Consider the following 23,735-nt stretch of genomic DNA (forward strand, 5'->3'; position numbering starts at 1 on the left):
AACCCTAAGAAACCTTATAGAGGCAGTCCAAAAAGCCATCCGACTTTAAGAACACCCACTTATATTTTCTCCACCTGAGTGTAATCCAACTCAAGCGGGGTTTCTCGCCCAAACATGTTGACGTGAACCTTAACCTTGCTCTTGTCGGTCAGAATCTCCTCAACCGAGCCCACAAAATTGGCAAACGGACCAACCTTGATACGCACGGATTCTTTGAGCTCGAATTCGATGACCGGCTTCGGTTCCTCCATGCCCATATGCGCCAGAATCTGGTCCACTTCTTCAGGGAGCAGCGGCGTAGGCTTGGAACCGGAACCCGTAGAGCCGACAAACCCGGTGACTCCCGGCGTGTTGCGGACAACATACCAAGAATCGTCGGTTTGGATCATTTCCACCAAGACGTAACCGGGGTAAACTTTACGCATGACAGTCTTCTTCTTACCGTCTTTGTTCACCACTTCTTCTTCCATCGGAACAAGAACGCGGAATATCTTGTCTTCCATGCCCATGGACTCGACGCGTTTTTCCAAATTGGCTTTGACTTTGTTCTCATACCCGGAATAGGTATGAACGACGTACCATCTTTTTTCCATATCAAGCCACCTAGGGACCCTTCTTAAATTATCGCTTCGATCACAGCAGAGATGCCGATGTCCAGAACCCAAAAATAAATCGCGACAACGGTAATTGTACCGAGCACAATCAGCGTATAATTAGTCAGCTCTTTACGATTAGGCCAGCGAACCTTTTTAAGCTCAGCCCAGCTCTCAGAGAAAAAAGAAAACAACGACTTGAAACTACGTTTCATGCGCGACTACACCTCCAAAGACTATCTGGTTTCGCGATGAGGAACTTGCTCGTTACAGAACTTGCAATATTTCTTCATCTCCATGCGGTCGGGGTGGTTACGCTTGTTTTTCGTTGTCGTGTAGTTTCTTTGTTTGCAATTCGTACAAGCCAACGTAATTATTACCCGCATGATGTGCACCTCCCGAAGACATTCTAGAATGAGCTGTCTCTATATTGACCTAAAATCAAATGTTCGCCGTCTAAAAAAGGGAAACACAAAATTAGGCCTACCTAAAACACTTTATCATATGGCACTACCCGTGTCAACGAGACATCCCGCTAAGCTCTTCGATTAATTATAGTATAACTCACGAATTTGGAAGATAAACCCTCGGAGGAGAAATCAATAGGAGAAACGCCGCAAAGAAGCGGATGAGAAGAAGCGGGCCGCGGATGGGCGGATCCGCGCAGAACCGGCCGGGTCCGGCCGTCGGAAAGCCGCTGCGATCAAGAAATCTTAAAAAAGGGCTTCCTGCAATCAGGCAACCCTTAAATCTACTAAGAATAAGTTCAAATGCTGCCGTCGCGCACTTCCAGGTAACGCTCCAGCTTGCGCTTTACCCGCTGCAGGGCGTTGTCGATCGATTTGACATGGCGGTCCAGATCCACCGCGATTTCCTGATAGGATCTTCCGTCCAAATACAACATAAGCACCTTGCGCTCCAGATCGCTTAGGATTTCGGACATCTTATCCTCTAGGCCGGTAAACTCTTCCTGATTGATAATCAATTCTTCCGGATCGCTTACCTGAGAGCCGCAAATGACGTCGAGCAGCGTCCGATCCGATTCCTCGTCGTAGATCGGCTTGTCCAAGGAAACGTACGAATTCAGCGGAATATGCTTCTGCCGCGTCGCCGTCTTGATGGCGGTAATAATCTGACGCGTGATGCACAACTCCGCGAACGCTTTGAAAGATGCCAGCTTATCCCCCCGAAAGTCCCGGATCGATTTGTAGAGTCCGATCATGCCTTCCTGGATGATGTCCTCGCGATCGGCGCCGATAAGAAAATAAGACCTGGCCTTGGCGCGCACGAAGCTCCGGTACTTGTTAATCAAGTACTCCAACGCTTCGCTGTCGCCATCCCGAACCGCCTCGACAATGTCTTCGTCACTTTGGATCTCATAGTCAAACCTTACCCATGTTTCGAGTTTGACACTCACCACAAATCCCTCCGGCCGCAACGCACGGTTCCCCGTCACTCAGTCAAGTAATACGAACAGTATATATGAAGGTGCATATTAGCGTCAACCGCAAAAGTACCAAAAGATGTAAAGTCGAACTTTGTCAAGGGCATTTGGTAGCAGAACTGGAGAATGCCCTTTCATTCCCTGCGCCATCGTTCGAACAGCTGACGCTGCTCCGGACTCAGCTTGGCATCCAACGTATTGCGGTTGGACTTGGCGCTGCGCTCGGCGATTTTAGCCTGGATGTCCTTCTCGCTTTGCTCCACCTGGATCAAGAGTTCGCGGGCCGACACCCGCAAGGCTCCTTGCCCAAAGATCACATGCTGCTCCACCATATCGCTCGTGGCGACATAGATCTGCCGGCGCCGGTGGCTGAGCTCGCCGACCAGTCGTTCAATACATTCGTCCGCCGTCTCCTTCTCCTTGGTAAACACCATTTCCACCTTGTTCTGGGAATAGGCCTTCCCCAACCCCGGAACCCGGTAAGCGTCAAAGACGACGATGACTCTTCTCCCGGAAAAAGCTTGATAATCGGCGAGCCGCTCAAGCAGCCTGTCCCGTGCGGATTGCAGATCCGATTTGGACAATTCCGCCAGCTCCGGCCACCCGCCGATCATGTTATACCCGTCAACCAATAGCACATCGCGCCAATCGCGCATGGCCTTTATCCTTCAGCGCGTCGTCTGCGCAGCACTTCGTACATGATGACCCCGGCGGCGACCGAGGCGTTCAGGGAATTGAGCCGGCCGTTCATCGGGAGCTTCACCAGGACGTCGCAGGTTTCCCGAACCAGACGTCCCATGCCTTTGTTCTCATTGCCGATCACGATAGCGACCGGTCCGGTCAACACGTTGCCGCTGCGATACATCTCTTCGGCTGCACCCACGTCCGTACCGACGATCCATACGCCCGCTTCCTTCAGTTGCTCCATCGTCTGCACCAGGTTGGTCACCCGGGCAACGGGGACGTATTCCACGGCCCCGGCCGAGGTTTTGGAGACGGTGGCTGTCACCGCCGCCGAGCGGCGCTTGGGTATGATGACGCCATGTACCCCCGTGCATTCGGCCGTCCGGAGTATCGAACCGAGATTATGCGGATCCTCGATCTCGTCCAGGATCAGCAGAAACGGCGTTTCCCCGCGTTCCTGCGCGCGGGCCAGCAAATCTTCCACCTCGGCGTAAGCGTACGGAGCGACTTGGGCAACGACGCCCTGGTGCTGCAAACCTGGCGCCATTTGGTCCAGCTTGCGCTTGTCCACGAACTGCACGATGATGCCGTGTTTTTTGGCTTCAGCCACGATGGGCTGGGTTAAATGCTTCTGGGCGCCTTCGGCGACCCATATTTTATTGATCGTGCGGCCGGCATGCAGCGCTTCGAGCAGCGAATGCTTGCCGCCGATCCACTCTTGTTCCTCCATCGAAATCCTCCTATGCATGGTGACGCGTGATCATCCGCGGTCCCGCTTATCCTCCAAATGGGCAAACCCCTGGGCGATCAACCAACGGAGGCGGTCATGCGCTCCGGTGTAATACAGGTACCCGACCAAGCCTTCAAAAGCGGTGGCAAGGCGGTAATCCAGCACGTTGGCGTTCTTCGGCACCGTGCCGGACTTGGCGTTGCGCCCTTGGCGGACGACGTCCTTCTCTTCTTCGGTGAGCAACGGCTCGATCAGCTCCAGCAGCCGCGCCTGCGCCTTGGCCGAGACGTACTTCGTCGACTGGCCGTGCAGGTGGTGGGGCCGCAAATTCGGGCGGGCCATCACATGCTGGCGGACGGCGACCTCGTAGACGGCGTCGCCGATGTAGGCGAGGGCGAGCGGCGGCAGCAGCCGGGCGGGCTTGGCGGGCGGGTCCGGGAACCAGAGCGCGGCGGGGGGTGCGCCGAGCTCGGGGGCCGCAGGGCCGCACGCAGGGCCGGGGGCGCGTTCAGGCGCAGCGTCTGTGCCTGGCGCGGCTTCCCCGCCGGGAGCCGGCTGCCCCGGTTGCGGCTGCTCCGGCCCGCGATGCGCCCCGGCCACGCCGCCTGGTCCGGCACGTAGCCCGGCGTTCAGCCCGGCGTCTTGACCGGCGCTTAGCCCGGCGCCCAGCATGGCACTTCGCTTGGTCCCTAGTCCTGCGCCCAGCACAGCATCTCGCTCGGCACCCGGTTCAAGCGGCCCGCTCATTTGCGCCGCCATCTCATGCCCTGCGGCGTGTCTTCGAGCACGATGCCCCGGGCGTCCAGCAGATCGCGGATTTCGTCCGCGCGCGCCCAGTTCTTGGCCTTCCGGGCTTCGGCCCGCTCCGCGATCAGCGCTTCGATCTCTTCGCCGGGCAGTTCGGTCTCCGGCGGCAAGGCGATGCGCAGCACGCCGTTCATCTCCTCGAACAGCCGCAGCGCCGCTTCAAGATTTCCGCGGCCGGCTACCGGCTGCTGCAGCAGCGTATTGACCTCGCTCACCCATTCGAATACCGCCGTAATCGCGTCCGGGGTATTGAAGTCATCCTGCATTTTCGCATGAAACAAGGTGCGGATCGTCTCCAGCTTCTCTGCCCACTCTGTCGTAACCCGCGCTTCACCGCCTTGCGGGGCCGCACTCATCCGGTGACGAAGATTGTTTGCCGCATTGCTGATCCGTTCCACGCTGCGTTCCGCCTGTTGCATCGTTTCTTCCGAGAAGTTCAACGGATTGCGATAATGGGTCGACAGCATGAAGTAGCGGATCGCTTCCCGTTTATAGTGTGCGCGCAAATCCTTGACAAGAACGCCATTGCCCAGGGATTTGGACATCTTTTCCCCGTTGATATTGATATATCCGTTATGCATCCAGTAATTGGCCAACGGCTTGCCGGTGGCGGCTTCGGACTGCGCTACTTCGCATTCGTGGTGAGGGAACTGCAGATCCTGGCCCCCGCCGTGGATATCCAGCGTGTCGCCCAGCAGCTGCCGGGACATCGCCGAGCATTCGATATGCCAGCCGGGGCGGCCTTCGCCCCAAGGGCTGCTCCAACGGATTTCACCGGGCTTGGCCGCTTTCCAGAGCACGAAATCCTCCGGATTTTCCTTGCGGTCGTCCACGTCGATGCGGATGCCGAACTGCAGCTCGCCGATATTTTGCCCGGACAGCTTGCCGTATTCCGGAAATTTGTTCGTGCGGAAGAACACGTCCCCGCCGCTTTCGTAAGCAAATCCCTTTTGCTCCAGATCGCGGATGAAGTCGATGATGATCTCCATGTTCTCCGTAACCCGCGGATTTGCCGTGGCGCGCGGAATTCCGAGGCCGTCCAGATCTTCGTAATAGGCTTTAATGAACATCTCGGCCACTTCGGGCACGGTCAAGTTCATTTCTTCCGCTTTGCGGATCAGCTTATCGTCCACGTCCGTAAAATTGACGACGTAGTTCACATCGTATTGTTGATTCTCCAGGTAACTGCGCACCACGTCAAAAAAGATCATCGGCCGCGCATTCCCAATATGAATATAACCGTAAACGGTAGGTCCGCAAACATACATGTTCACTTTTCCCGGCGTCAGGCTGACGAATTCTTCCTTCGCCCGGGTTAATGTGTTATAAATCTGCAATCCCATACTGCACTTTCCTTCCTTGTTAAGGTAGTTTTCAAATCGGCCTCCCATCACGAGGTGTCTCAAGGAGCGGGACCGGCACCGGCATCGAATCTTGAATTCAGTCGGTCGAACCATATGCTTCCGAAGTTGGTTTCCTGCGGAAACATTTGAGCTGCTCACGTAGGCCTATCTACGCTCCGCTACTCGCTCTCTCAGTAATGTCGGCCTCTAGCAACGGACCTCAGAGACGTTATTCGCTCATTTCCCGAGTATTCCCCCGTTTAACGGACTCAGATAACTTTATTTAGCTCCAGTCCCCGCCAACTCGACCAATTTCGGGCAAATAACGTCATCTCTGTCCGTTAAAGTTGAGGCGAGACCTGTTCCAACGCATTAACGCCTCTGAAGTCCGTTACACTCGGGAATCACGTTCCCTCACAGGAACTCGATCTATGATGTGCCAATTCATCCGGCCTATCTAGCCACTGGATCACACTCTCGCAAGGGCCATGCGCCGAATTCAGCCGTAGCCTCCTCTAGCCTCTGCTCACAGTTCGTTTGGTTCCTTCTCGCGCAGCCGCTCTCTGAGCTCGAGGACCTCGCCGCGCAGCTGTTCGATCTCGCGCTGCATCTCGCGCATCGTGTCGACCACCGGGTCGGGAAGTTGATGGCTGAGGCGGTCCAGGCGTTTTCCGTCCTGGCGAACCACTTTGCCCGGTATGCCGACCACCGTGCTGCCGGCAGGCACCTCCTTCAGGACAACCGAGTTCGCTCCGATATTCGCCTGGTCCCCGATTTTGAACGAACCGAGCACCTTTGCCCCCGACCCGATAACGACATTGTTGCCGACGGTCGGGTGCCGCTTGCCTTTTTCCTTCCCGCTGCCGCCCAACGTGACTCCCTGATAGATCACCACGTCGTCCCCAATTTCGCAGGTTTCGCCAATCACGACGCCCATGCCGTGGTCGATGAACAACCGGTTGCCGATCCGCGCGCCGGGATGGATTTCGATGCCGGTGAAAAACCGGCTGATCTGCGAAATCGTGCGTGCAGCCGTATACCAGCGGCGGCGATAGAAAAAGTGTGCGATCCGATGGCTCCAAATCGCGTGCAGACCGGAATAGGTAAAGATCACCTCGAACCAGCTTCGGGCCGCCGGGTCGTTGTCGAACACCGCCTGGATATCGGATCGGATTCTCTTGAACATAGTTTTCCCCCACCTTCTATTCCTATCGCAAACGGATAGACCTATGTAAAAAGGCGCCCCTGCAGCTTTCGCTGCAGAGACGCCTGGCGACGCGGTTCCACTCTGCTTTGGATGAGTTTGCCTCCGGGTCCGGTGGATGCAACATGCAGATCCAACCGAGCCTCGGCATCAGGCCGACTCCTCCCTCTTCAAGCCCTTAACGCGGACGATACGGCGAAAGCTACAGCGCCTCTTTACAAAGCGCGTTCGCCTCCGCGGCTCCCGGGTGCATTTCCGCCAGCGCGTATCCGGATAACTTCCAGCCTGGTTTCTTCTCTGCGCGGTCCGCACCGAAGGGTCCCGGTTATCCTCTCTGGTTGATACGGCTGATCGCGTACTTCTCCCGATCTATGCCGATGGTATCAAGGCGGCCGTCAGCCGCCATTCTTGCAATTGTAGGATGTACCTGCCTTTATATTACCTAATGGACGGCCTACTGACAATGGCAGCCCCAAAAAATTTACGCACTCTCTAACGCTTGCAACAGACGCTAAAGGAGTAAAAACGGCGCGTTCCCAGCGCTAACGCTTGCCTGAAACCTTATTTCAGGATTTCAGCAAGAAAACGGGGGAAGTTGGTCTCCATAAGCATTCTGGCAAGCGTTAAAAAAGAAATCCGCTTCTTTTCGCCGAAATAAGCATCGTGGCAAGCGTTAGCGTATGAACGAACCCGCGGATAAGCGGGTTACGCGGATACACCAATGCATGGATACGTGGACACGCGGGATACGCCAACGCGTAGTTAAGTGAACACGTGGACACGCTAGAGACGCCATCCGTGATACGCGAATACGAGACTCGTGGATACGCGGGGCCAAGCGAATGCGCGGACACCCAAAAAACCGTTCATCCCGATCTGCCGGACCAGATTATACGACCGGCGCTCCATGCCGAACCGGTTCATCAGGTCGATCAGCCGCGCATACGCCGCCCGCTATCCTACAAAGCGGCGATGCGCACCTTCAACCGGTCGACGACTTTGTCCCGGCCAAGCAGATAAAGGGTCTGGTTCAGGTCCCGTCCATGCATTTGGCCGGTCAACGCCACGCGGATCGGCATGAATAGGCCTTTGCCTTTGCTGCCGGTCTCCTTCTGCACCTCTTTGATCGCGGCACCGATGTTCTCCACGCTGAATTCGCCCATTCCTTCGACTTTACTCAAAAACGCGGCAAGCACGCCGGGTACCTGCGGCTCCGCCAACACGGCGGCACCTTCCTCGTCCAGCGACAGCTCGCTGCGGAAGAACATTTCCGACAGCTCCACGATATCCGAAGCCGCGGTCATTTGCTCCTGGTACAACGCAACAAGGGCTTCCGCCCACGCCTGCTGCTCCGGCGACAGCTCGGCCGGAAGCTTCCCGGCCCGCTGCAGATGCGGGATGGCCAGCAAGGCGATCCGCTGCGAATCGGCGTTTTTGATGTAGTGGTTGTTGAGATGCGCCAGCTTGTTCGTATCGAACACCGCCGGACTGCGCGACAAGCGGTTCGCGTCGAAGATCGAGATCAGCTCGTCCTTGCTGAAAAACTCCTCTTCCCCTTCCGGCGACCAGCCGAGTAAGGCGATAAAGTTAAACATCGCTTCCGGCAAATAACCGAGCTGGTCGTACTGCTCGATAAATTGAATCACCGATTCGTCGCGTTTGCTCAGCTTTTTGTGGTTCTCCCCAACGATCAGCGTCATATGGCCGAACACCGGCGGCTCCCAGCCGAACGCATCGTAAATCATAAGCTGGCGCGGCGTGTTGGACACGTGGTCCTCCCCGCGCAGCACGTGCGTGATGTTCATCAGATGATCGTCCAAGACGACCGCGAAGTTGTAGGTCGGGATGCCGTCTTTTTTCACGATCACAAAATCACCGCTGACGTCGGACTCAAACGAAATCGTCCCTTTGACCAGGTCGTCAAACGTAAACGTGCGGCCTTCCGGTACGCGGAAACGAATGCTGTATTGCCGGCCCTCCGCGTCATACGCAGCCAACTGCTCCGGCGTCAAGTGACGGCATTTCCCGGAATAGCGCGGTGTTTCGCCGCGGGCCATTTGCTCTTCGCGCTCCTTCTCCAGCTCCTCTTCCGTACAGTAGCAGCGATAAGCCAGACCCCGATCCAGCAAGTCCTGCACCAGCGGACGATACAAATCAAGACGCTCCGTTTGTCGGTACGGCCCGTAGTTCCCGCCGACGTCCACGCTTTCGTCCCAGTCTATGCCCAACCACTTGAGGTAGGTCAGCTGGTTCTCCTCACCGCCGGCCACGTTGCGCTTCACGTCCGTATCCTCGATGCGGACAATGAATTTTCCTCCGTGATGTCTGGCAAACAAATAATTGAACAACGCCGTTCTGGCGTTCCCGATATGTAAATGACCCGTCGGACTCGGCGCATAGCGCACGCGAACTTCAGCCATTCCAATCCCCTCCCTAGTTTTAAGACGATGCCGTCAAAACCGCCTTTTGAACTACCTCTACAAGCTTATGATGATAGCACATTCTGGACCAGACAGACAACGCATTGTGCCGCAATGCCTTCGCCGCGCCCGGTAAACCCGAGCTGCTCGGTGGTCGTGGCCTTCACGTTGACGCGCTCCGGTTCCGCCCCAAGCGTACGGGCAATAACGTCCACCATTTGCGGAATGTACGGGGCCATCTTCGGCTTTTGCGCGATGATCGTCGCGTCCAGATTGCCGAGACGGTAGCCTTTGTCAACCGCCATGTCCCATACCCGTTCCAGCAGAACGACGCTGTCCGCATCTTTGAACGCCGGATCGGTATCGGGAAAATGGCGCCCGATGTCCCCGAGACCCAGCGCACCCAAAATCGCGTCGCTGATCGTATGCAGCAGCACGTCGGCGTCGGAGTGTCCCAGCAAGCCTTTCTCGTAAGGAATATGCACCCCGCCGATAATGCACGGTCTGCCCTCCACGAGCTGATGCACGTCGAAGCCCTGTCCTACTCTAAACATCCTCTCCATCCTCTCCCAGTCATCTTTTAATCACGAAGTAGCTCGAGGTAGCCTATTCGACATCGAATCTTGAATTCAGTCAGTCGCTCCGTTGCTCACGTAGGCTTACCTACGCTCCGCTACTCCCTCCCTCCTTCATCCAACCTTCTCGGTGCTTAAAACCTGACTCCCTTTAGAATCACGAAGTAGCTCGAGGTAGCCTATTCGACATCGAATCTTGAATTCAGTCAGTCGCTCCGTTGCTCACGTAGGCTTACCTACGCTCCGCTACTCCCTCCCTCCTTCATCCAACCTTCTCGGTGCTTAGACCTGACTTCTTTTCATCACGAAGCTCACCTATTCCGCTTCTTCCCCCGGATAAACGCCGCATAATCCAAATCCTCGGGCGTCGTGATTTTGATATTGTCGTACGACCCTTCCACCAGCTTGACGGGGATGCCCAGCCGTTCGACCAGCATCGCGTCGTCGGTGCCGACGACCCCTGCCTCCGCCGCCCGTTCATGGGCCGCCAGCAGATCGTCGCGCCGAAAAGCCTGCGGCGTCTGGATCGCCCACAAGCTGCTCCGGTCCAGGGTTGCCGCAACCCAGCCCTGCCCGTCCGCCTGCTTGACCGTATCCTTCACCGGTACGGCTAGCACGGCCGCGCCATGGGTTTTAACGGCTTCACAGCAAGCCGTAATCTGCTCTCTCGTGACAAAAGGGCGGACGCCATCATGCACCAATACCCAAGGCGTGCCGAGATGCAGCAGTCCTTGGCGTACCGAGTGCTGACGCTCAGCCCCGCCCGGAATAACCTGTATTTGCCCGGCCATGCCGTATTCGGCAATCCATGACCGGCACCGGTCCACATCCTGTTCCCCGGTGACAAGCACGATTCGCGTGATCGACGGATGACGGTGAAACGCCTCCAACGTATGGATGAAGATCGGCTTGCCGTCCAGCATGAGATACTGCTTGCTTTCCGTCGTTCCCATGCGCGTGCCGCGGCCTGCCGCCACTACGATCACACCCGTATCGCCGCTTGCTTCCAACCCCATCATATTCTGCCTCACCTTTGCCCGGAATTCATCCGCGCCGCGGCCAGCGCAGCGCAGTTAATCCCATCATACCGAATTACTGGGCTTTTTCCAACAGTTTTGGCTTGGCAAAAATCATTCGTCCCGCCGAGGTCTGCAGCACGCTGGTCACCAGCACCTCCGTAATGGTGCCGATGTAATCGCGCCCGCCTTCCACGACGATCATCGTTCCGTCATCCAAGTAAGCGACCCCTTGTCCATGTTCCTTGCCGTCTTTGATGACCTGGACCATAATTTCTTCGCCAGGCAGCACAACCGGTTTGACCGCGTTGGCCAAATCGTTGATGTTCAGCACGGACACGCCCTGCAGCTCGCACACCTTGTTGAGGTTGAAGTCGTTGGTCACGACTTTGCCCTGCAGGACCTTGGCCAGCTTGACCAGCTTGCTGTCAACCTCGGAGATTTCCTCGAAATCCCCTTCGTAGATCATGACCTTTACGTCCAGCTCTTTCTGAATTTTGTTCAAAATATCCAGTCCCCGCCGCCCGCGATTGCGCTTGAGCAGATCCGAAGAATCGGCGATATGCTGAAGCTCCTCCAGCACGAATTCCGGAATGACGATCGTTCCCTCAATAAAGCCGGTTTTGCAAATGTCGGCGATCCGGCCGTCGATGATCACGCTGGTGTCCAAAATTTTGTGTTCCTCCGCCCAACGTTCCTCTTCCGGGAGGGAAGCCCCCCATTTGCCGGATTTCCATAGCGCGGACAGCTCTTCCTTCTTGGCCAGCCCGACGTACAGCCCGATGTAACCGAACAGCGCCGATACCGTGAATTGCGCCATGCTCTCCAGCGTGCCGAGCCAGGACAGCAGGGGATAGACCGTTAAAGAAAGAAGTAGTCCCGCGGTCAAACCGGCCGCACCGGCAGCCATTTCATTCATCGGGATTCGCGTTAAAGCGGCGATCCACGTTTTCACTCTGGAAGAAACGACGTCTGCAGCCAAGGAGAACAGGAACAAGAACAGTAGCGCGCCGGCCGCGGCCCAGATCAAATTCGCCGCAATCGGGTTCATTGCGCGAAACCAGTCGCTGGCGGCACCCGGCAACACGCCGGACAACCCGCCGGTTGTATAACCGAACCAAGCCCCGCATAAACCGGCCAGAATCATCAAGTATTTTTTCAGCACGTCTCTCTTCACCTCCTAGATAAGTATCTTCTTTAGCCAGTATGAACCAATTTCAAGGCGCATAATCCGTGAACGATAACTTTTTTTACCAGAAAATAAACATTTAAAATCCATACACGCCCCTTGGCTATGGGATTTCAGGTTGATCTTGGAGGAAAAGGTGGAATATAATGAATTCAATTCATAATATTGAGGTGGATGGAAAATGAGCGCACCAAGCCTTCAGTCTTTTCAAGAACAAGTTTCTGAATTGTTGCTCCGTCACCGCAGCTTGCTGGACGTCATGTCGAAGCTGGGACAAACCAACGCCGCTGCCGTCCGTTCCGTGACCAAATCCGTAACCGAATGCGGTTGCATCGAGCTGCACGCCACCAAACAAGATTTCGAGCCGGGCATGGATTTGCAACAAGCCAAAGAAACGATCGCCAAGCACGTGCATGGCGAGCTGTGCGAAAATTGCCGGGATGCGATTACGAACGAGCTTGGACGTAACCTTTTCTATATGTCCGCCCTATGCAATTTATTGGGGATCAACATGGAGGAGATCGTGGAGCGCGAATCGCAGAAATGCGCCACGCTGGGGTTATTCAACTTATCGTAAACGTACTGGTCCTGATGAATGAGGATAGGGCCAATCAAAAAGGCATCGATCCTTTCCCGCCTGGGGAGATCCATGCCTTTTTCGTATAGTTTGGGGTAAATCCGTGCTCAGCGCTTCGAACGATACATTTCCTGTGCATCGGTGTCGTCGTCCCGGGATTTGCGGCGGAGCAGCCGGTGGATATTCTGTCTTATTCCGTATGCCGCATATAGGACCAAGGGGATAAAAATTAGCTTCACCATCTGGTCCGGGAACACGACGGCGATGATCACCGCGAAAATCACGACAAGCGGCGTGTAAGCGATCGCTTTTTTCGGCAGGCCGATTTTCTTGAAGTTCGGGTATCTCACCGTGCTGATCATCAAATACGAGAGCAGTATCATGGACACGACGAAATAAGGGGCCGTGATTTCCCCGTTAAAAAGCGACAGCGTCGCCACAACCCCGCCTGCGGCCGGAATCGGCAATCCGATGAAATATCCCGGAACGCCCTTCTGCACATTAAAACGGGCAAGCCGCAGCGCCCCGCACATTGGAAAAATAATCGTGACGGCCCAAGCGATGCCGGGGGGAATGCTGTGAAAAGAAATCAAATACATGATCAGTGCCGGGGCAATACCAAACGAAATTAGATCCGATAAGGAATCGAGCTCTTTCCCAAACTCGCTCTGCGCGTTCAATGCGCGGGCGACCCGTCCGTCCAAACCGTCGAGCAGCATAGCGACAATTACCATGATGGCAGCCAGACTAAAACGGCCTTCCAGAGCCAGCATGATGGCCAGCATTCCGAGAACCATGTTTCCTAACGTAAACAGGTTCGGAATCGATTTCGTAATCATCTCTTCACCTCGAGTAGATATTCCTCAACCATTCATTGATGATAGGTGATTTAGATTTGTCTGTCAATGAATACCTGTTCCTGAAGACGTTTGAGCCCTTCTTTGATGGCGCGGGCGCGGACCTCGCCGATGCCGTCGACCTCATCCAGCTCCTCGATGCTGGCCATCATCACGTTCGGCAAGCAGCCGAAGCGCTCGACCAGATTATGAATGATCACATTCGGCAAGCGGGGAATTTTGTTCAGCACGCGATACCCGCGCGGGGAAATCAGTTCCTCCGATGTTGCGGCGGAGGAAGGATACCCCAAAAGCTTGGTAATGTGATTGTCGTCCAGCAGTTCATCGTCGGTCGAACGTTTGAGCCCCAGGATGATTTCCCGGATCGCTTCGTCCTGGTCTTCCTTGGCGTAGTCCTTATACAATAGCCACGCCTCTTCCTCCATGTTGCTGACCAGTTCTTCCATCTGCATGCTGATCAGCCGCCCCTCCGTGCCCAATTCGTTAATGAACCGCTTGATCTCCATCTTGATCCGGATCACCATCTCCACCCGTTGAATGACGTTGATGACCTCGGGCAGGGAGACCAGTTCCTCAAATTCGGAGGCCGTTAGGTTCGTCAAGGCTTGATTCAAGACAGACCGGTATTTCTCCAGCGTCTGAATCGCCTGGTTCGCCTTGGTCAGGATAACGCCGATTTCCTTCAAGGCATACCGAAGTCCCCCCTGGTAAAGGGTAATGATGTTCCGGCGCTGGGAGATGGAGACGACCAGCTTGCCGGTCTGTTTGGCCACCCGCTCGGCGGTGCGGTGCCGGATGCCCGTCTCCGAGGATGCGATCGAGGAATCGGGAATCAGTTGGGTATTCGCGTACAAAATCCGCTTCAAATCCTCACTAAGGATAATCGCCCCGTCCATTTTGGCGAGCTCATAAAGATAGTTCGGCGAGAAATCGCAGTTGATGGAGAAGCCCCCCTCGACGACTTCCATCACCTCCGGGCTGTAACCGACGACGATCAGGCCCCCGGTCTTGGCCCGCAGCACGTTCTCAAGGCCGTCGCGGAAAGCCGTTCCCGGAGCGACAAGCCTCAGCAAATCGTTCATTTTCTCTGCTTGGGTAGTTTCCTTCATCATTCAATGCCCCCTAATCTAACGCAACAGCTAGCGCATCTGCAACGGTATTTACGCCTATCAATTGAATCCCTTGCGGTCCTTTCCATCCTTTCATGCTTTTCTCCGGCAAAATCACCCGCTTGAAGCCAAGCTTGGCCGCTTCCTTCACCCGCTGCTCCGCCCGGGAAACCGCCCGCACTTCGCCGGTCAAGCCAACTTCTCCGAAAAACACGTCGTAGGGCTTCGTCGGCAGATCGCGAAAGCTGGATGCGACGCTGACCGCAATCGCCAGGTCGACCGCCGGTTCGTCCAGCTTGACGCCGCCGGCCAGGTTGACGTATGCGTCCTGATTTTGCAAGAATAGGCCCATCCGCTTCTCGAGCACGGCGATGATCAGATTCATCCGCTGATAATCCACACCGGTCGCCATCCGCCTTGGCGAGGGAAAGTGGGTAGCCGCGATCAAGGCCTGCAGCTCGACCAGCATCGGACGCGTTCCCTCCATGCTGGCGACGACGGTCGAACCGGCTACGCCGAGCGGCCGTTCGGACAGAAACAGCTCCGACGGATTCGCCACCTCCGCCAGACCGGATTCGTTCATCTCGAAAATTCCGATTTCGTTGGTCGAACCGAAGCGGTTCTTGACCGCCCGCAGCAACCGATAGGAGTGATGCCGTTCGCCTTCGAAATAAAGCACGCAATCGACCATATGCTCCAGCAGCCTAGGTCCGGCGATCGCCCCTTCCTTGGTGACATGGCCAACCAGGACCGTGGCGATGCCTTGCCCTTTGGCAATTCGCATAAACCGCGCCGTGCATTCGCGCACCTGCGATACGCTGCCGGGGGCGCTGGTGACTTCCGGCAAATAGACCGTTTGGATCGAATCGATGACCAGGAAATCGGGTTTCACGCTTTCGATTGCCTCTTCGATTCCGTCCATGCTGCTCTCGCACAACACGAACAGATCCGGGGACAACGCTCCGAGCCGTTCCGCCCGCAGCTTGGTCTGTCGGACGGATTCCTCCCCCGATATATACAACACCTTCAAGCCGCTTCGCGCCATTTCATGCGAGGTTTGCAGCAGCAGGGTCGATTTGCCGATTCCGGGGTCCCCGCCGACGAGCACCAGCGAACCCGGCACCACGCCGCCGCCGAGCACCCGGTTCAGTTCCCCGATCCCCGTTTGAATCCGCGGTTCTTTGCCGCTTTCTATATTTATGATCGATTGCGGCTTTTCTTTCGCATGAAATATGCCGGATGTCATGCCCTGGGTTTTGACGGTTTTCTCCACTTCCTCCACCATGGAGTTCCAGGCGCCGCACCCCGGGCATTTTCCATACCATTTGGGCGATTCGTAACCGCATTCGGAGCAATAAAACTTATGTTTTACTTTAACCATTTATCTCTCCTTCTTGCCTCTGCAATATTTGACAGACCCCGCGGACACCGTATTCGTTAATGGTTACTAAAATATTACCATTCTTTCGGGTTTATCGAAAGTTATCCGAGCGCTGCCACCAGGGAAGACGGGATAAAAAACAGCCCCAAAGCATCGCTTTGGAAGCTGCTTGTTACTTATTTCATCGGCTTAATCGTTACAGATTTGTAGTATTTTCCAAAAAAATATTTTGCCTCTCCGACCAGCCCGTCGATGAGCCCCGCCATCCCCGATGTACGCGCCACCGTCGAATTGTTCAGGAACAGGACGTCGGTGACTTGATGCTCCCGCACGAAGTCGACCAGGCTGCCATCGTTTCTTCCACCAGTTTCAGCCTCCCTGATTCTTTCTCCTCTTCGCCAAAACCGCCGTTATCTCCTCCCCTCCGAAATCGCAAAAACGCAAAAGGACCCGCAGAGGGTCTGCAGGTCCGTTGGTATTGCTGACGGGAATCAACTCCCGTTACGCGTTTTTAATGAAAGTTCCCGTACGCTCCACCTTCAGGGCGCCGTTCTCTTCGTCGATTGTCAGCGAGTCGCCTTTCTTCACGTTGCCGGTCAGCAGCTCCTCGGACAGCCGGTCTTCGATATGCTTCTGGATCGCCCGGCGCAGCGGACGCGCGCCGTATGCGGGATCGTAACCCTCTTTGGCCAGGAACGCTTTCGCTTTGTCCGTCAGCGTAAAGTCGACGTCGTATTCGCGCAGCCGTTTACGCAATTCTTCGGACATCAGGGTGACGATCTGACCGATATGCGCTTCCTCGAGCGAATGGAAGACGATAATTTCGTCGATCCGGTTGAGGAATTCCGGACGGAAGCTCTTCTTGAGCTCTTCCATCACTTTGCTCTTCATATTGTCGTAGTCCGCGCCGGAGTCCTGCACGGCGGTAAAGCCGAGCCGCGTATTGCGTTTGATCGCTTCCGCACCGACGTTCGAGGTCAAGATGATCAGCGTGTTGCGGAAATCGACCACGCGGCCCTTGGAGTCGGTCAACCGGCCGTCCTCCAGCACCTGCAGCAGAATGTTAAACACTTCCGGATGCGCCTTCTCGATTTCGTCCAGCAGGACGACGGAATACGGTTTGCGGCGCACCTTCTCGGTCAGTTGCCCGCCTTCCTCGTACCCGACGTATCCCGGAGGCGCGCCGACGAGACGAGCCGTGGAATGTTTCTCCATGTACTCGGACATGTCGATGCGGATCACGGCGTTTTCGTCGCCGAACATCGCTTCGGCTAGTGCACGAGCCAGCTCGGTTTTACCTACCCCGGTCGGACCCAGGAAGATGAAGGAGCCCATCGGGCGCTTCGGATCCTTGAGGCCCGCCCGCGCCCGGCGAATCGCCCGGCTGACGGCCTTTACGGCTTCTTCCTGGCCGATCACGCGCTCATGCAGGATACGCTCCATATTCAGCAGGCGTTCGGTTTCCTCTTCCTTCAGCTTGTTGACCGGAATTCCCGTCCAGCTGGCGACTACCTGGGCGATATCCTCCGGCGTCACTTCGGAATCGGTGCGTCCTTGTTTTTCTTTCCATTGGTTTTTCGTTACGTCCAGCTCTTCGCGGATCTTCTGCTCCGTATCGCGAAGCGCGGCCGCTTTCTCGAATTCCTGACTTTGCACCGCCGCGTCCTTCTCCTTGCGGATATCCTCCAAGCGGCTTTCCAACTGCTTCAGATTCGGCGGTACCGTATACGAGTTGAGCCTTACCTTAGACCCCGCCTCGTCGATCAGGTCGATCGCTTTATCCGGCAGGAAACGGTCTTGAATGTAGCGGTCGGACAATTTAACCGCTTGCTCGATCGCTTCGTCGGTGATTTTCACCCGATGATGCGCCTCATAGCGGTCGCGCAGCCCGTGCAGGATTTGGATCGCCTCGTCGACCGACGGCTGATCCACCGTGATCGGTTGGAAACGGCGTTCCAGCGCCGCGTCTTTTTCGATATATTTGCGGTATTCGTCCAGCGTGGTTGCGCCGATGCATTGCAGCTCGCCGCGAGCCAACGCCGGCTTCAAAATGTTCGAAGCGTCGATGGCGCCCTCCGCGCCGCCGGCCCCGATCAACGTATGCAGCTCGTCGATAAAGAGAATGATATTGCCGGCTTGGCGAATTTCGTCCATGATTTTTTTCAAACGGTCCTCAAATTCGCCGCGGTACTTCGTACCGGCAACGACAGAGCCCATATCCAGCGTCATGACGCGTTTGTCGCGCAAGGTCTCCGGAATTTCATTATTGATGATCTTTTGCGCGAGACCTTCGGCGATGGCCGTTTTCCCGACGCCCGGTTCCCCGATCAGCACCGGATTGTTCTTCGTCCGGCGGCTCAGCACCTGGATCACCCGTTCGATCTCTTTGCTGCGGCCGATCACCGGATCCAAATTGCCCTCTTTGGCCGAAGCCGTCAAATCGCGGGCAAGGCTGTCCAGCGTCGGCGTATTGACGTTGGCCGGAGCGCCGTGATGGCTGGATACCGCTTCGCTGCTGCCCAGCAGTTGCAGCACCTGTTGACGCGCCTTGTTCAGGCTGATGCCGAGGTTATTGAGCACGCGGGCCGCCACGCCTTCCCCTTCGCGAATCAGGCCGAGCAGAATATGCTCCGTGCCGACATAAGTATGGCCGAGCTTGCGCGCTTCATCCATGGACAGCTCGATGACTTTCTTGGCGCGCGGCGTATAAGCGATATTGGTCGGCTGCTCCTGTCCGCGGCCGATCAGCGTTTCCACTTCGTCTTGAATTTTCTCGAGTCCCAGCCCCAATCCGATCAGCGCTTTGGCGGCAATGCCTTCGCCTTCACGGATGAGCCCGAGCAGCACGTGTTCCGTCCCGATATTGTTATGTCCCAGCCTTACGGCTTCTTCCTGGGCCAACGCCAGTACTTTCTGGGCGCGTTCCGTAAATCTTCCAAACATCATCTTCTCCTACACCTCCATAATAGTCCTCTCGTTATTTCCCCATTCGCTCTCGAATGAGTTTGGCGCGGTACATATCCCGTTCCCCCGGAGACATGCTGTTGCTGAATTTCTTCTGCAAAAACCCGGGCTGCGTCAACACGTTCAGCTCATTGATCGCCTGCGCCGACACGTCGTCGATGAGGCCCAAGTCTACGCCAAGCCGCACATCGGACAGCCGCTGGGCGGCTTCCTTCGAGTCGATGATATACGCCTGCGATAAAATTCCGTAAGAGCGCATGACCCGATCCAACATCCGCAGCCGCGATTCGCCGATCAGTTTTTCTCTCGCCGTCTTCTCGTGCTGAATGATCTGCAACACCACGCCGTATAAATTTTCGATGATCTCGGCTTCGCTTTGTCCTAGTGTAATCTGATTTGAGATTTGAAACAAGTTGCCCATCGCTTCGCTGCCTTCGCCGTAGATCCCGCGGACGGTCAAGCCGACCTGCGATACCGCGGATAAGATGCGGCCGATCTGCTGCGTCAGCACCAAGGCCGGCAAATGCATCATCACCGAGGCCCGAAGTCCGGTACCTACATTCGTCGGGCAACTGGTCAAGTAACCGCGGCGGTCGTCGAATGCGTAATCCACATGCGATTCGAAAATGTCGTCGATCGCCGTCGCTTTTTCCCATGCCTCCTGGACCTGAAGCCCCGGATACAGACATTGGATGCGCAAATGATCCTCTTCATTCACCATAATGCTGAGGCTTTCGTCCTCGCTGATGAAGACCGCCCCATTTCGGGATTCGTTCGCCAGGTTGGGACTGATCAAATGCTTCTCGACCAGCACCCGCTTATCCAGTTCATCCAATTCCGCGAGAAGGATCGGGTACAGTCGGCCGTGGTCCTGAAGACGTTCATCGTTCAAGACCTCCTGCAACTGCTTCAGCACCTCCTCCGATTGCGTGTTGGTGGCCAACATCGGGAAGGGGTGATGCAGCACGTTGCGGGCGATCCTTACCCGGCTGCTGATCACGATATCGGACTCCTTGCCCTGGCGGCTCATCCATTCGCTTAGCGGCTGTTCGGTAAAACGGAGATTGGTCACCCTGCGTCCCTCCTACTCTGCGGATATGTTCTTCTCAAGCTCGCGAATTTGATCCCGCAGCGCCGCCGCCTCTTCGAATTCCTCCTGGAGAATCCGGTACTGCAGCTCGCGGCGGAGATCTTCGAGCTTACGTTTTACTTGGATATGACCGCCGGTCCGTTTCGGAACTTTTCCGACGTGAACGGTATTGCCGTGCACCTTCTTAAACAGCGGGTCCAAGCGATCGTTAAAATATTTGTAGCAAGAGCTGCACCCAAAACGCCCGATTTTGCTGAACTGGGAATACGTCATGCCGCATTCTTCGCAGCGCAGGTGTTCGGGGGTACTATGCCCGGAAACTTGACCTTTGTTCGACGGACTCAAATCGAGAAAGCCCGACAGCAGGTTATGAATCGAAAAGCCGCCCGAAGTGCCGGGAATCAGCTCCCCTTTTTCCCTGGCGCAGGTCTCACAGAAATGAAACTCCGTCTTCTCGCCATTGACGATTTTCGTAAAATGCAAGGTTGCCGGGCGTTTGCCGCACTCTTGGCATTGCATTGCACGTCCCTCCTTCACGGGATAGCTAAGACAGCAAATCCTTCAACCTGGGTATTGCAAAATGTTGCTTAACTCAACAATGAGATCAGCATCGCTCTCATCAATCTAGCCCGGATCTGGTCGCGATACGGCAGTTTGACCGCCAGCACATCGCGGGATACCGCCGAGCGCATCAAGGCGGCTTCCCGAGGGGTCAAAAAGCGGGCCTCCTCCAGGCGATAAATCAATCCTTCCGCCGCGGATTGCCCGATCTCGTCACCGATCGTCTCATGCAAATGCGTATGCAGCGACGTTGGTCCCGGCAACTGAATGCGCCGAATCCGAACGTAACCGCCGCCGCCGCGTTTGCTTTCGACCAGGTACCCTTTCTCCAACGTAAAACGGGTGCTGATGACATAATTGATTTGCGACGGCACGCAGGAAAACTGGTCGGCAAGTTCGTTACGTTGAATCTCTATAATCCCCTCAGGACTCTCATGCAAAATACTCTTGAGATACTTTTCGATGATATCGGAGATATTACGCATCACTCATCCTCCATTATTCCACACGTGAATCTCATGTTGCGGCTTTGCTGTAAATCAGAATTGCTCGTCAAATCCAGTCGAATAAGCGGATGCCGGATGCCGGATGCCGGATGCCCGTTGTCATGTTGTTGCGTTGGCACATTGGCACGGGTCACGTCACCGTTGCCACGCTACCACGTAGTCACGAGGTCACGTCACGTTCCCGCATTATCATGTTGTCATGCCACGTTGCCATTTACCGTTTAGCGGTTGACTTTGACTTTCTTTGACTTTATTAACATTATACCATAATTTGATCATTTGCCAAGGGGGTCCGGTTTCAGTTTCAGTGTGGGCGTGAGCGGTGGAAAATATTCGTGGTTAAGCGTATGAGAAAACCGTCCGGTTGGTGCCGGACGGCGAAGAAATAAAGTAACTGTTAGGTACCCGCGGTCAAGCGCCAATTGAAATAGTTGTGCCTGTGCAGTTAATTCTCACCTTTTCGGCAAATCAGGCTCAATAGTTGCACCAATGCATCTAAATTCGCTCAAATAGCCACATTCCACGACCATCGCCGAAAATAACTGCATGCAGGCAACTAATCCCCCAAAAACGGCGGTTTCTCCGGAAATAACTGCAGCTCCGCACTTATTGTTCAAACAAAAGAGCACCACCGGATCAACGGTAGTGCTCTTTGTTGTCATCCCTTGACGAAGTAGAAGTTAGTTACTGAAATAGTTGTGCCTGTGCAGTTAATTCTCACCTTTTCGGCAAATCAGGCTCAATAGTTGCACCAATGCATCTAAATTCGCTCAAACAGCCACATTCCACGACCATCGCCGAAAATAACTGCATACAGGCAACTAATCCCCCAAAAACGGCGGTTTCTCCGGAAATAACTGCAGCTCCGCACTTATTGTAAAACTAAAAGAGCACCACCGGTCAACGGTAGTAGTGCTCTTTGTTGTCATCCCTTGACGAAGTAGAAGTTAGTTACTGAAATAGTTGTGCCTGTGCAGTTAATTCTCACCTTTTCGGCAAATCAGGCTCAATAGTTGCACCAATGCATCTAAATTCGCTCAAACAGCCACATTCCACAACCATCGCCGAAAATAACTGCATACAGACAACTATTCTCCCATAAACGGCGGATTCTCCGGAAATAACTGCAGCTCCACACTTATTGTTCAAACAAAAGAGCACCACCGATCAACGGTAGTGCTCTTTCCCTTTGCTTGGCGGCGTCCTACTCTCCCAGGACCCTTCGGTCCAAGTACCATCGGCGCTGGAGGGCTTAACGGTCGTGTTCGGGATGGGAACGCGTGGAACCCCTCCGCCATCGCCACCAAACATGATTTTTGCGCTGCTTCCGCTGCCTGATCCCTGCTTCAGCAAAAGATCAAACCTTAGAAAAGACATGCAGCTTAAAATCGTCATTCAGACGCTTGATCGCCTGAAAACTGGATACGAAACGAATTTGTGTTTTAGATGTTTTTGGATAAGCCCTCGACCGATTAGTACCTGTCAGCTCCATACATTGCTGCACTTCCACCTCAGGCCTATCAACCTCGTCGTCTTCAAGGGGTCTTACTAATTGGGAAATCTCATCTTGAGGGGGGCTTCACGCTTAGATGCTTTCAGCGCTTATCCCGTCCGCACTTAGCTACCCAGCTGTGCTCCTGGCGGAACAACTGGTGCACCAGCGGTGCGTCCATCCCGGTCCTCTCGTACTAAGGACAGCTCCTCTCAAATTTCCTACGCCCACGACAGATAGGGACCGAACTGTCTCACGACGTTCTGAACCCAGCTCGCGTACCGCTTTAATGGGCGAACAGCCCAACCCTTGGGACCTACTTCAGCCCCAGGATGCGATGAGCCGACATCGAGGTGCCAAACCTCCCCGTCGATGTGGACTCTTGGGGGAGATAAGCCTGTTATCCCCAGGGTAGCTTTTATCCGTTGAGCGATGGCCCTTCCATGCGGTACCACCGGATCACTAAGCCCGACTTTCGTCCCTGCTCGACTTGTCAGTCTCGCAGTCAAGCTCCCTTTTGCCTTTGCACTCTGCGAATGATTTCCAACCATTCTGAGGGAACCTTGGGGCGCCTCCGTTACTCTTTAGGAGGCGACCGCCCCAGTCAAACTGCCCGCCTGACACTGTCCCCGTACCGGCTTACGGTACCAGGTTAGAACTCCGATACGATCAGGGTGGTATCCCAACGGCGCCTCCACCGAAGCTGGCGCTCCGGCTTCCTAGGCTCCCACCTATCCTGTACAAATCGTATCAAAGTCCAATATCAAGCTGCAGTAAAGCTCCATGGGGTCTTTCCGTCTTGTCGCGGGTAACCTGCATCTTCACAGGTATTAAAATTTCACCGGATCTCTCGTTGAGACAGCGCCCAAGTCGTTACGCCATTCGTGCGGGTCAGAATTTACCTGACAAGGAATTTCGCTACCTTAGGACCGTTATAGTTACGGCCGCCGTTTACTGGGGCTTCGGTTCACAGCTTCGGAGTTGCCTCCTAACCGCTCCCCTTAACCTTCCAGCACCGGGCAGGCGTCAGCCCGTATACTTCGCCTTGCGGCTTCGCACAGACCTGTGTTTTTGCTAAACAGTCGCTTGGGCCTTTTCACTGCGGCCCCCTCGAGCTATTCACTCTACCGGGGCACCCCTTCTCCCGAAGTTACGGGGTCATTTTGCCGAGTTCCTTAACGAGAGTTCTTCCG

General features: G+C 55.3%; 22 protein-coding genes and 2 rRNA genes (1 of these 24 running past the window's edge). 1 reads left to right on the forward strand and 23 read right to left on the reverse strand.

The window, feature by feature from the left end; translation table 11 throughout:
- Positions 1-59: 59 nt before the first annotated feature.
- The 13 genes from nusG to ACZF99_RS23420 all read right to left on the reverse strand — a co-directional run bounded on the left by nusG (position 60) and on the right by ACZF99_RS23420 (position 11,981).
- Entirely contained in the window at positions 60-593 is a 534-nt protein-coding gene (gene nusG, locus ACZF99_RS23360) for a transcription termination/antitermination protein NusG (RefSeq protein WP_059040310.1), read from the reverse strand.
- 23 nt (positions 594-616) lie between these two features.
- On the reverse strand, positions 617-808 hold the full coding sequence (gene secE, locus ACZF99_RS23365) for a preprotein translocase subunit SecE (protein WP_009226623.1): 192 nt from the start codon (positions 806-808) through the stop codon (positions 617-619).
- Between the two features lie 21 nt (positions 809-829).
- Positions 830-979 carry a 50S ribosomal protein L33 gene (gene rpmG, locus ACZF99_RS23370; RefSeq protein WP_009226622.1) on the reverse strand — a complete coding sequence of 50 codons (150 nt, stop codon included), beginning with the start codon at positions 977-979 and terminating at the stop codon, positions 830-832.
- 380 nt (positions 980-1,359) lie between these two features.
- Complete coding sequence (gene sigH, locus ACZF99_RS23375) at positions 1,360-2,013, reverse strand: RNA polymerase sporulation sigma factor SigH (RefSeq protein ID WP_408635006.1); 654 nt, start codon at positions 2,011-2,013, stop codon at positions 1,360-1,362.
- Between the two features lie 158 nt (positions 2,014-2,171).
- Positions 2,172-2,693 (reverse strand): NYN domain-containing protein, encoded by a 522-nt coding sequence (locus tag ACZF99_RS23380; protein WP_483607292.1) that lies wholly within the window; start codon positions 2,691-2,693, stop codon positions 2,172-2,174.
- A 5-nt stretch (positions 2,694-2,698) separates the two neighbouring features.
- Positions 2,699-3,451 carry a 23S rRNA (guanosine(2251)-2'-O)-methyltransferase RlmB gene (gene rlmB / locus ACZF99_RS23385; RefSeq protein ID WP_483607293.1) on the reverse strand — a complete coding sequence of 251 codons (753 nt, stop codon included), beginning with the start codon at positions 3,449-3,451 and terminating at the stop codon, positions 2,699-2,701.
- A 30-nt stretch (positions 3,452-3,481) separates the two neighbouring features.
- The gene (locus ACZF99_RS23390) at positions 3,482-3,859 is read right to left on the reverse strand and encodes a Mini-ribonuclease 3 (RefSeq protein ID WP_483612922.1); all 378 of its coding nucleotides are present in this window, start codon (positions 3,857-3,859) and stop codon (positions 3,482-3,484) included.
- A gap of 335 nt (positions 3,860-4,194) precedes the next feature.
- Positions 4,195-5,601 (reverse strand): cysteine--tRNA ligase, encoded by a 1,407-nt coding sequence (cysS, locus tag ACZF99_RS23395; RefSeq protein ID WP_483607294.1) that lies wholly within the window; start codon positions 5,599-5,601, stop codon positions 4,195-4,197.
- A gap of 526 nt (positions 5,602-6,127) precedes the next feature.
- Positions 6,128-6,787: a serine O-acetyltransferase gene (gene cysE / locus ACZF99_RS23400; RefSeq protein WP_483607295.1), complete on the reverse strand. Its 660-nt coding sequence runs from the start codon at positions 6,785-6,787 to the stop codon at positions 6,128-6,130.
- A gap of 977 nt (positions 6,788-7,764) precedes the next feature.
- On the reverse strand, positions 7,765-9,225 hold the full coding sequence (gene gltX / locus ACZF99_RS23405; RefSeq protein WP_483607296.1) for a glutamate--tRNA ligase: 1,461 nt from the start codon (positions 9,223-9,225) through the stop codon (positions 7,765-7,767).
- A 65-nt stretch (positions 9,226-9,290) separates the two neighbouring features.
- The gene (ispF, locus tag ACZF99_RS23410; RefSeq protein ID WP_483607297.1) at positions 9,291-9,779 is read right to left on the reverse strand and encodes a 2-C-methyl-D-erythritol 2,4-cyclodiphosphate synthase; all 489 of its coding nucleotides are present in this window, start codon (positions 9,777-9,779) and stop codon (positions 9,291-9,293) included.
- Between the two features lie 332 nt (positions 9,780-10,111).
- Positions 10,112-10,816 (reverse strand): 2-C-methyl-D-erythritol 4-phosphate cytidylyltransferase, encoded by a 705-nt coding sequence (ispD, locus tag ACZF99_RS23415; protein ID WP_483607298.1) that lies wholly within the window; start codon positions 10,814-10,816, stop codon positions 10,112-10,114.
- 76 nt (positions 10,817-10,892) lie between these two features.
- Positions 10,893-11,981: a PIN/TRAM domain-containing protein gene (locus ACZF99_RS23420; RefSeq protein WP_483607299.1), complete on the reverse strand. Its 1,089-nt coding sequence runs from the start codon at positions 11,979-11,981 to the stop codon at positions 10,893-10,895.
- 205 nt (positions 11,982-12,186) lie between these two features.
- On the opposite strand from ACZF99_RS23420, the gene ACZF99_RS23425 reads away from it, so the two are divergent.
- The gene (locus ACZF99_RS23425) at positions 12,187-12,582 is read left to right on the forward strand and encodes a nucleoside triphosphate pyrophosphohydrolase family protein (RefSeq protein ID WP_483607300.1); all 396 of its coding nucleotides are present in this window, start codon (positions 12,187-12,189) and stop codon (positions 12,580-12,582) included.
- 107 nt (positions 12,583-12,689) lie between these two features.
- Here ACZF99_RS23425 and pssA read toward each other — a convergent pair whose 3' ends face one another.
- The 10 genes from pssA to ACZF99_RS23475 all read right to left on the reverse strand — a co-directional run.
- On the reverse strand, positions 12,690-13,421 hold the full coding sequence (pssA, locus tag ACZF99_RS23430) for a CDP-diacylglycerol--serine O-phosphatidyltransferase (RefSeq protein WP_483607301.1): 732 nt from the start codon (positions 13,419-13,421) through the stop codon (positions 12,690-12,692).
- 50 nt (positions 13,422-13,471) lie between these two features.
- Positions 13,472-14,548, reverse strand: coding sequence for a DNA integrity scanning diadenylate cyclase DisA (gene disA, locus ACZF99_RS23435; protein ID WP_483612924.1), 1,077 nt, complete (start codon positions 14,546-14,548; stop codon positions 13,472-13,474).
- Positions 14,549-14,561: 13 nt separating this feature from the next.
- On the reverse strand, positions 14,562-15,929 hold the full coding sequence (radA, locus tag ACZF99_RS23440; RefSeq protein WP_483607302.1) for a DNA repair protein RadA: 1,368 nt from the start codon (positions 15,927-15,929) through the stop codon (positions 14,562-14,564).
- Positions 15,930-16,105: 176 nt separating this feature from the next.
- Positions 16,106-16,261, reverse strand: a complete 156-nt coding sequence (locus ACZF99_RS23445; RefSeq protein WP_483607303.1) for a hypothetical protein — start codon at positions 16,259-16,261, stop codon at positions 16,106-16,108.
- Positions 16,262-16,430: 169 nt separating this feature from the next.
- Positions 16,431-18,875: an ATP-dependent protease ATP-binding subunit ClpC gene (gene clpC / locus ACZF99_RS23450; RefSeq protein WP_483607304.1), complete on the reverse strand. Its 2,445-nt coding sequence runs from the start codon at positions 18,873-18,875 to the stop codon at positions 16,431-16,433.
- A gap of 31 nt (positions 18,876-18,906) precedes the next feature.
- Positions 18,907-19,965: a protein-arginine kinase McsB gene (gene mcsB / locus ACZF99_RS23455; RefSeq protein WP_483607305.1), complete on the reverse strand. Its 1,059-nt coding sequence runs from the start codon at positions 19,963-19,965 to the stop codon at positions 18,907-18,909.
- A 12-nt stretch (positions 19,966-19,977) separates the two neighbouring features.
- A complete protein-coding gene (mcsA, locus tag ACZF99_RS23460) occupies positions 19,978-20,502 on the reverse strand; it encodes a protein-arginine kinase activator protein McsA (protein WP_059040295.1) in 525 nt (174 codons plus the stop codon).
- A 68-nt stretch (positions 20,503-20,570) separates the two neighbouring features.
- Positions 20,571-21,029 carry a CtsR family transcriptional regulator gene (locus ACZF99_RS23465; RefSeq protein ID WP_483607306.1) on the reverse strand — a complete coding sequence of 153 codons (459 nt, stop codon included), beginning with the start codon at positions 21,027-21,029 and terminating at the stop codon, positions 20,571-20,573.
- A 1,212-nt stretch (positions 21,030-22,241) separates the two neighbouring features.
- A 5S ribosomal RNA gene (gene rrf, locus ACZF99_RS23470) occupies positions 22,242-22,358 on the reverse strand.
- Positions 22,359-22,502: 144 nt separating this feature from the next.
- Positions 22,503-23,735: ribosomal RNA gene (locus ACZF99_RS23475) — 23S ribosomal RNA — on the reverse strand; it runs 1,828 nt beyond the window's last position.

Source organism: Paenibacillus sp. JL3B1040, assembly GCF_057063165.1.

Bases quoted from the DNA above. Each gene is read 5' to 3' on its own strand.
- nusG (WP_059040310.1), bottom strand. From the start codon at position 593: ATGGAAAAAAGATGGTACGTCGTTCATACCTATTCCGGGTATGAGAAC.
- secE (WP_009226623.1), bottom strand. From the start codon at position 808: ATGAAACGTAGTTTCAAGTCGTTGTTTTCTTTTTTCTCTGAGAGCTGG.
- rpmG (WP_009226622.1), bottom strand. From the start codon at position 979: ATGCGGGTAATAATTACGTTGGCTTGTACGAATTGCAAACAAAGAAAC.
- ACZF99_RS23380 (WP_483607292.1), bottom strand. From the start codon at position 2,693: ATGCGCGATTGGCGCGATGTGCTATTGGTTGACGGGTATAACATGATC.
- rlmB (WP_483607293.1), bottom strand. From the start codon at position 3,451: ATGGAGGAACAAGAGTGGATCGGCGGCAAGCATTCGCTGCTCGAAGCG.
- cysS (WP_483607294.1), bottom strand. From the start codon at position 5,601: ATGGGATTGCAGATTTATAACACATTAACCCGGGCGAAGGAAGAATTC.
- cysE (WP_483607295.1), bottom strand. From the start codon at position 6,787: ATGTTCAAGAGAATCCGATCCGATATCCAGGCGGTGTTCGACAACGAC.
- gltX (WP_483607296.1), bottom strand. From the start codon at position 9,225: ATGGCTGAAGTTCGCGTGCGCTATGCGCCGAGTCCGACGGGTCATTTA.
- ispF (WP_483607297.1), bottom strand. From the start codon at position 9,779: ATGTTTAGAGTAGGACAGGGCTTCGACGTGCATCAGCTCGTGGAGGGC.
- ispD (WP_483607298.1), bottom strand. From the start codon at position 10,816: ATGGGGTTGGAAGCAAGCGGCGATACGGGTGTGATCGTAGTGGCGGCA.
- ACZF99_RS23425 (WP_483607300.1), top strand. From the start codon at position 12,187: ATGAGCGCACCAAGCCTTCAGTCTTTTCAAGAACAAGTTTCTGAATTG.
- pssA (WP_483607301.1), bottom strand. From the start codon at position 13,421: ATGATTACGAAATCGATTCCGAACCTGTTTACGTTAGGAAACATGGTT.
- disA (WP_483612924.1), bottom strand. From the start codon at position 14,548: ATGAAGGAAACTACCCAAGCAGAGAAAATGAACGATTTGCTGAGGCTT.
- radA (WP_483607302.1), bottom strand. From the start codon at position 15,929: ATGGTTAAAGTAAAACATAAGTTTTATTGCTCCGAATGCGGTTACGAA.
- clpC (WP_483607304.1), bottom strand. From the start codon at position 18,875: ATGATGTTTGGAAGATTTACGGAACGCGCCCAGAAAGTACTGGCGTTG.
- mcsA (WP_059040295.1), bottom strand. From the start codon at position 20,502: ATGCAATGCCAAGAGTGCGGCAAACGCCCGGCAACCTTGCATTTTACG.
- ACZF99_RS23465 (WP_483607306.1), bottom strand. From the start codon at position 21,029: ATGCGTAATATCTCCGATATCATCGAAAAGTATCTCAAGAGTATTTTG.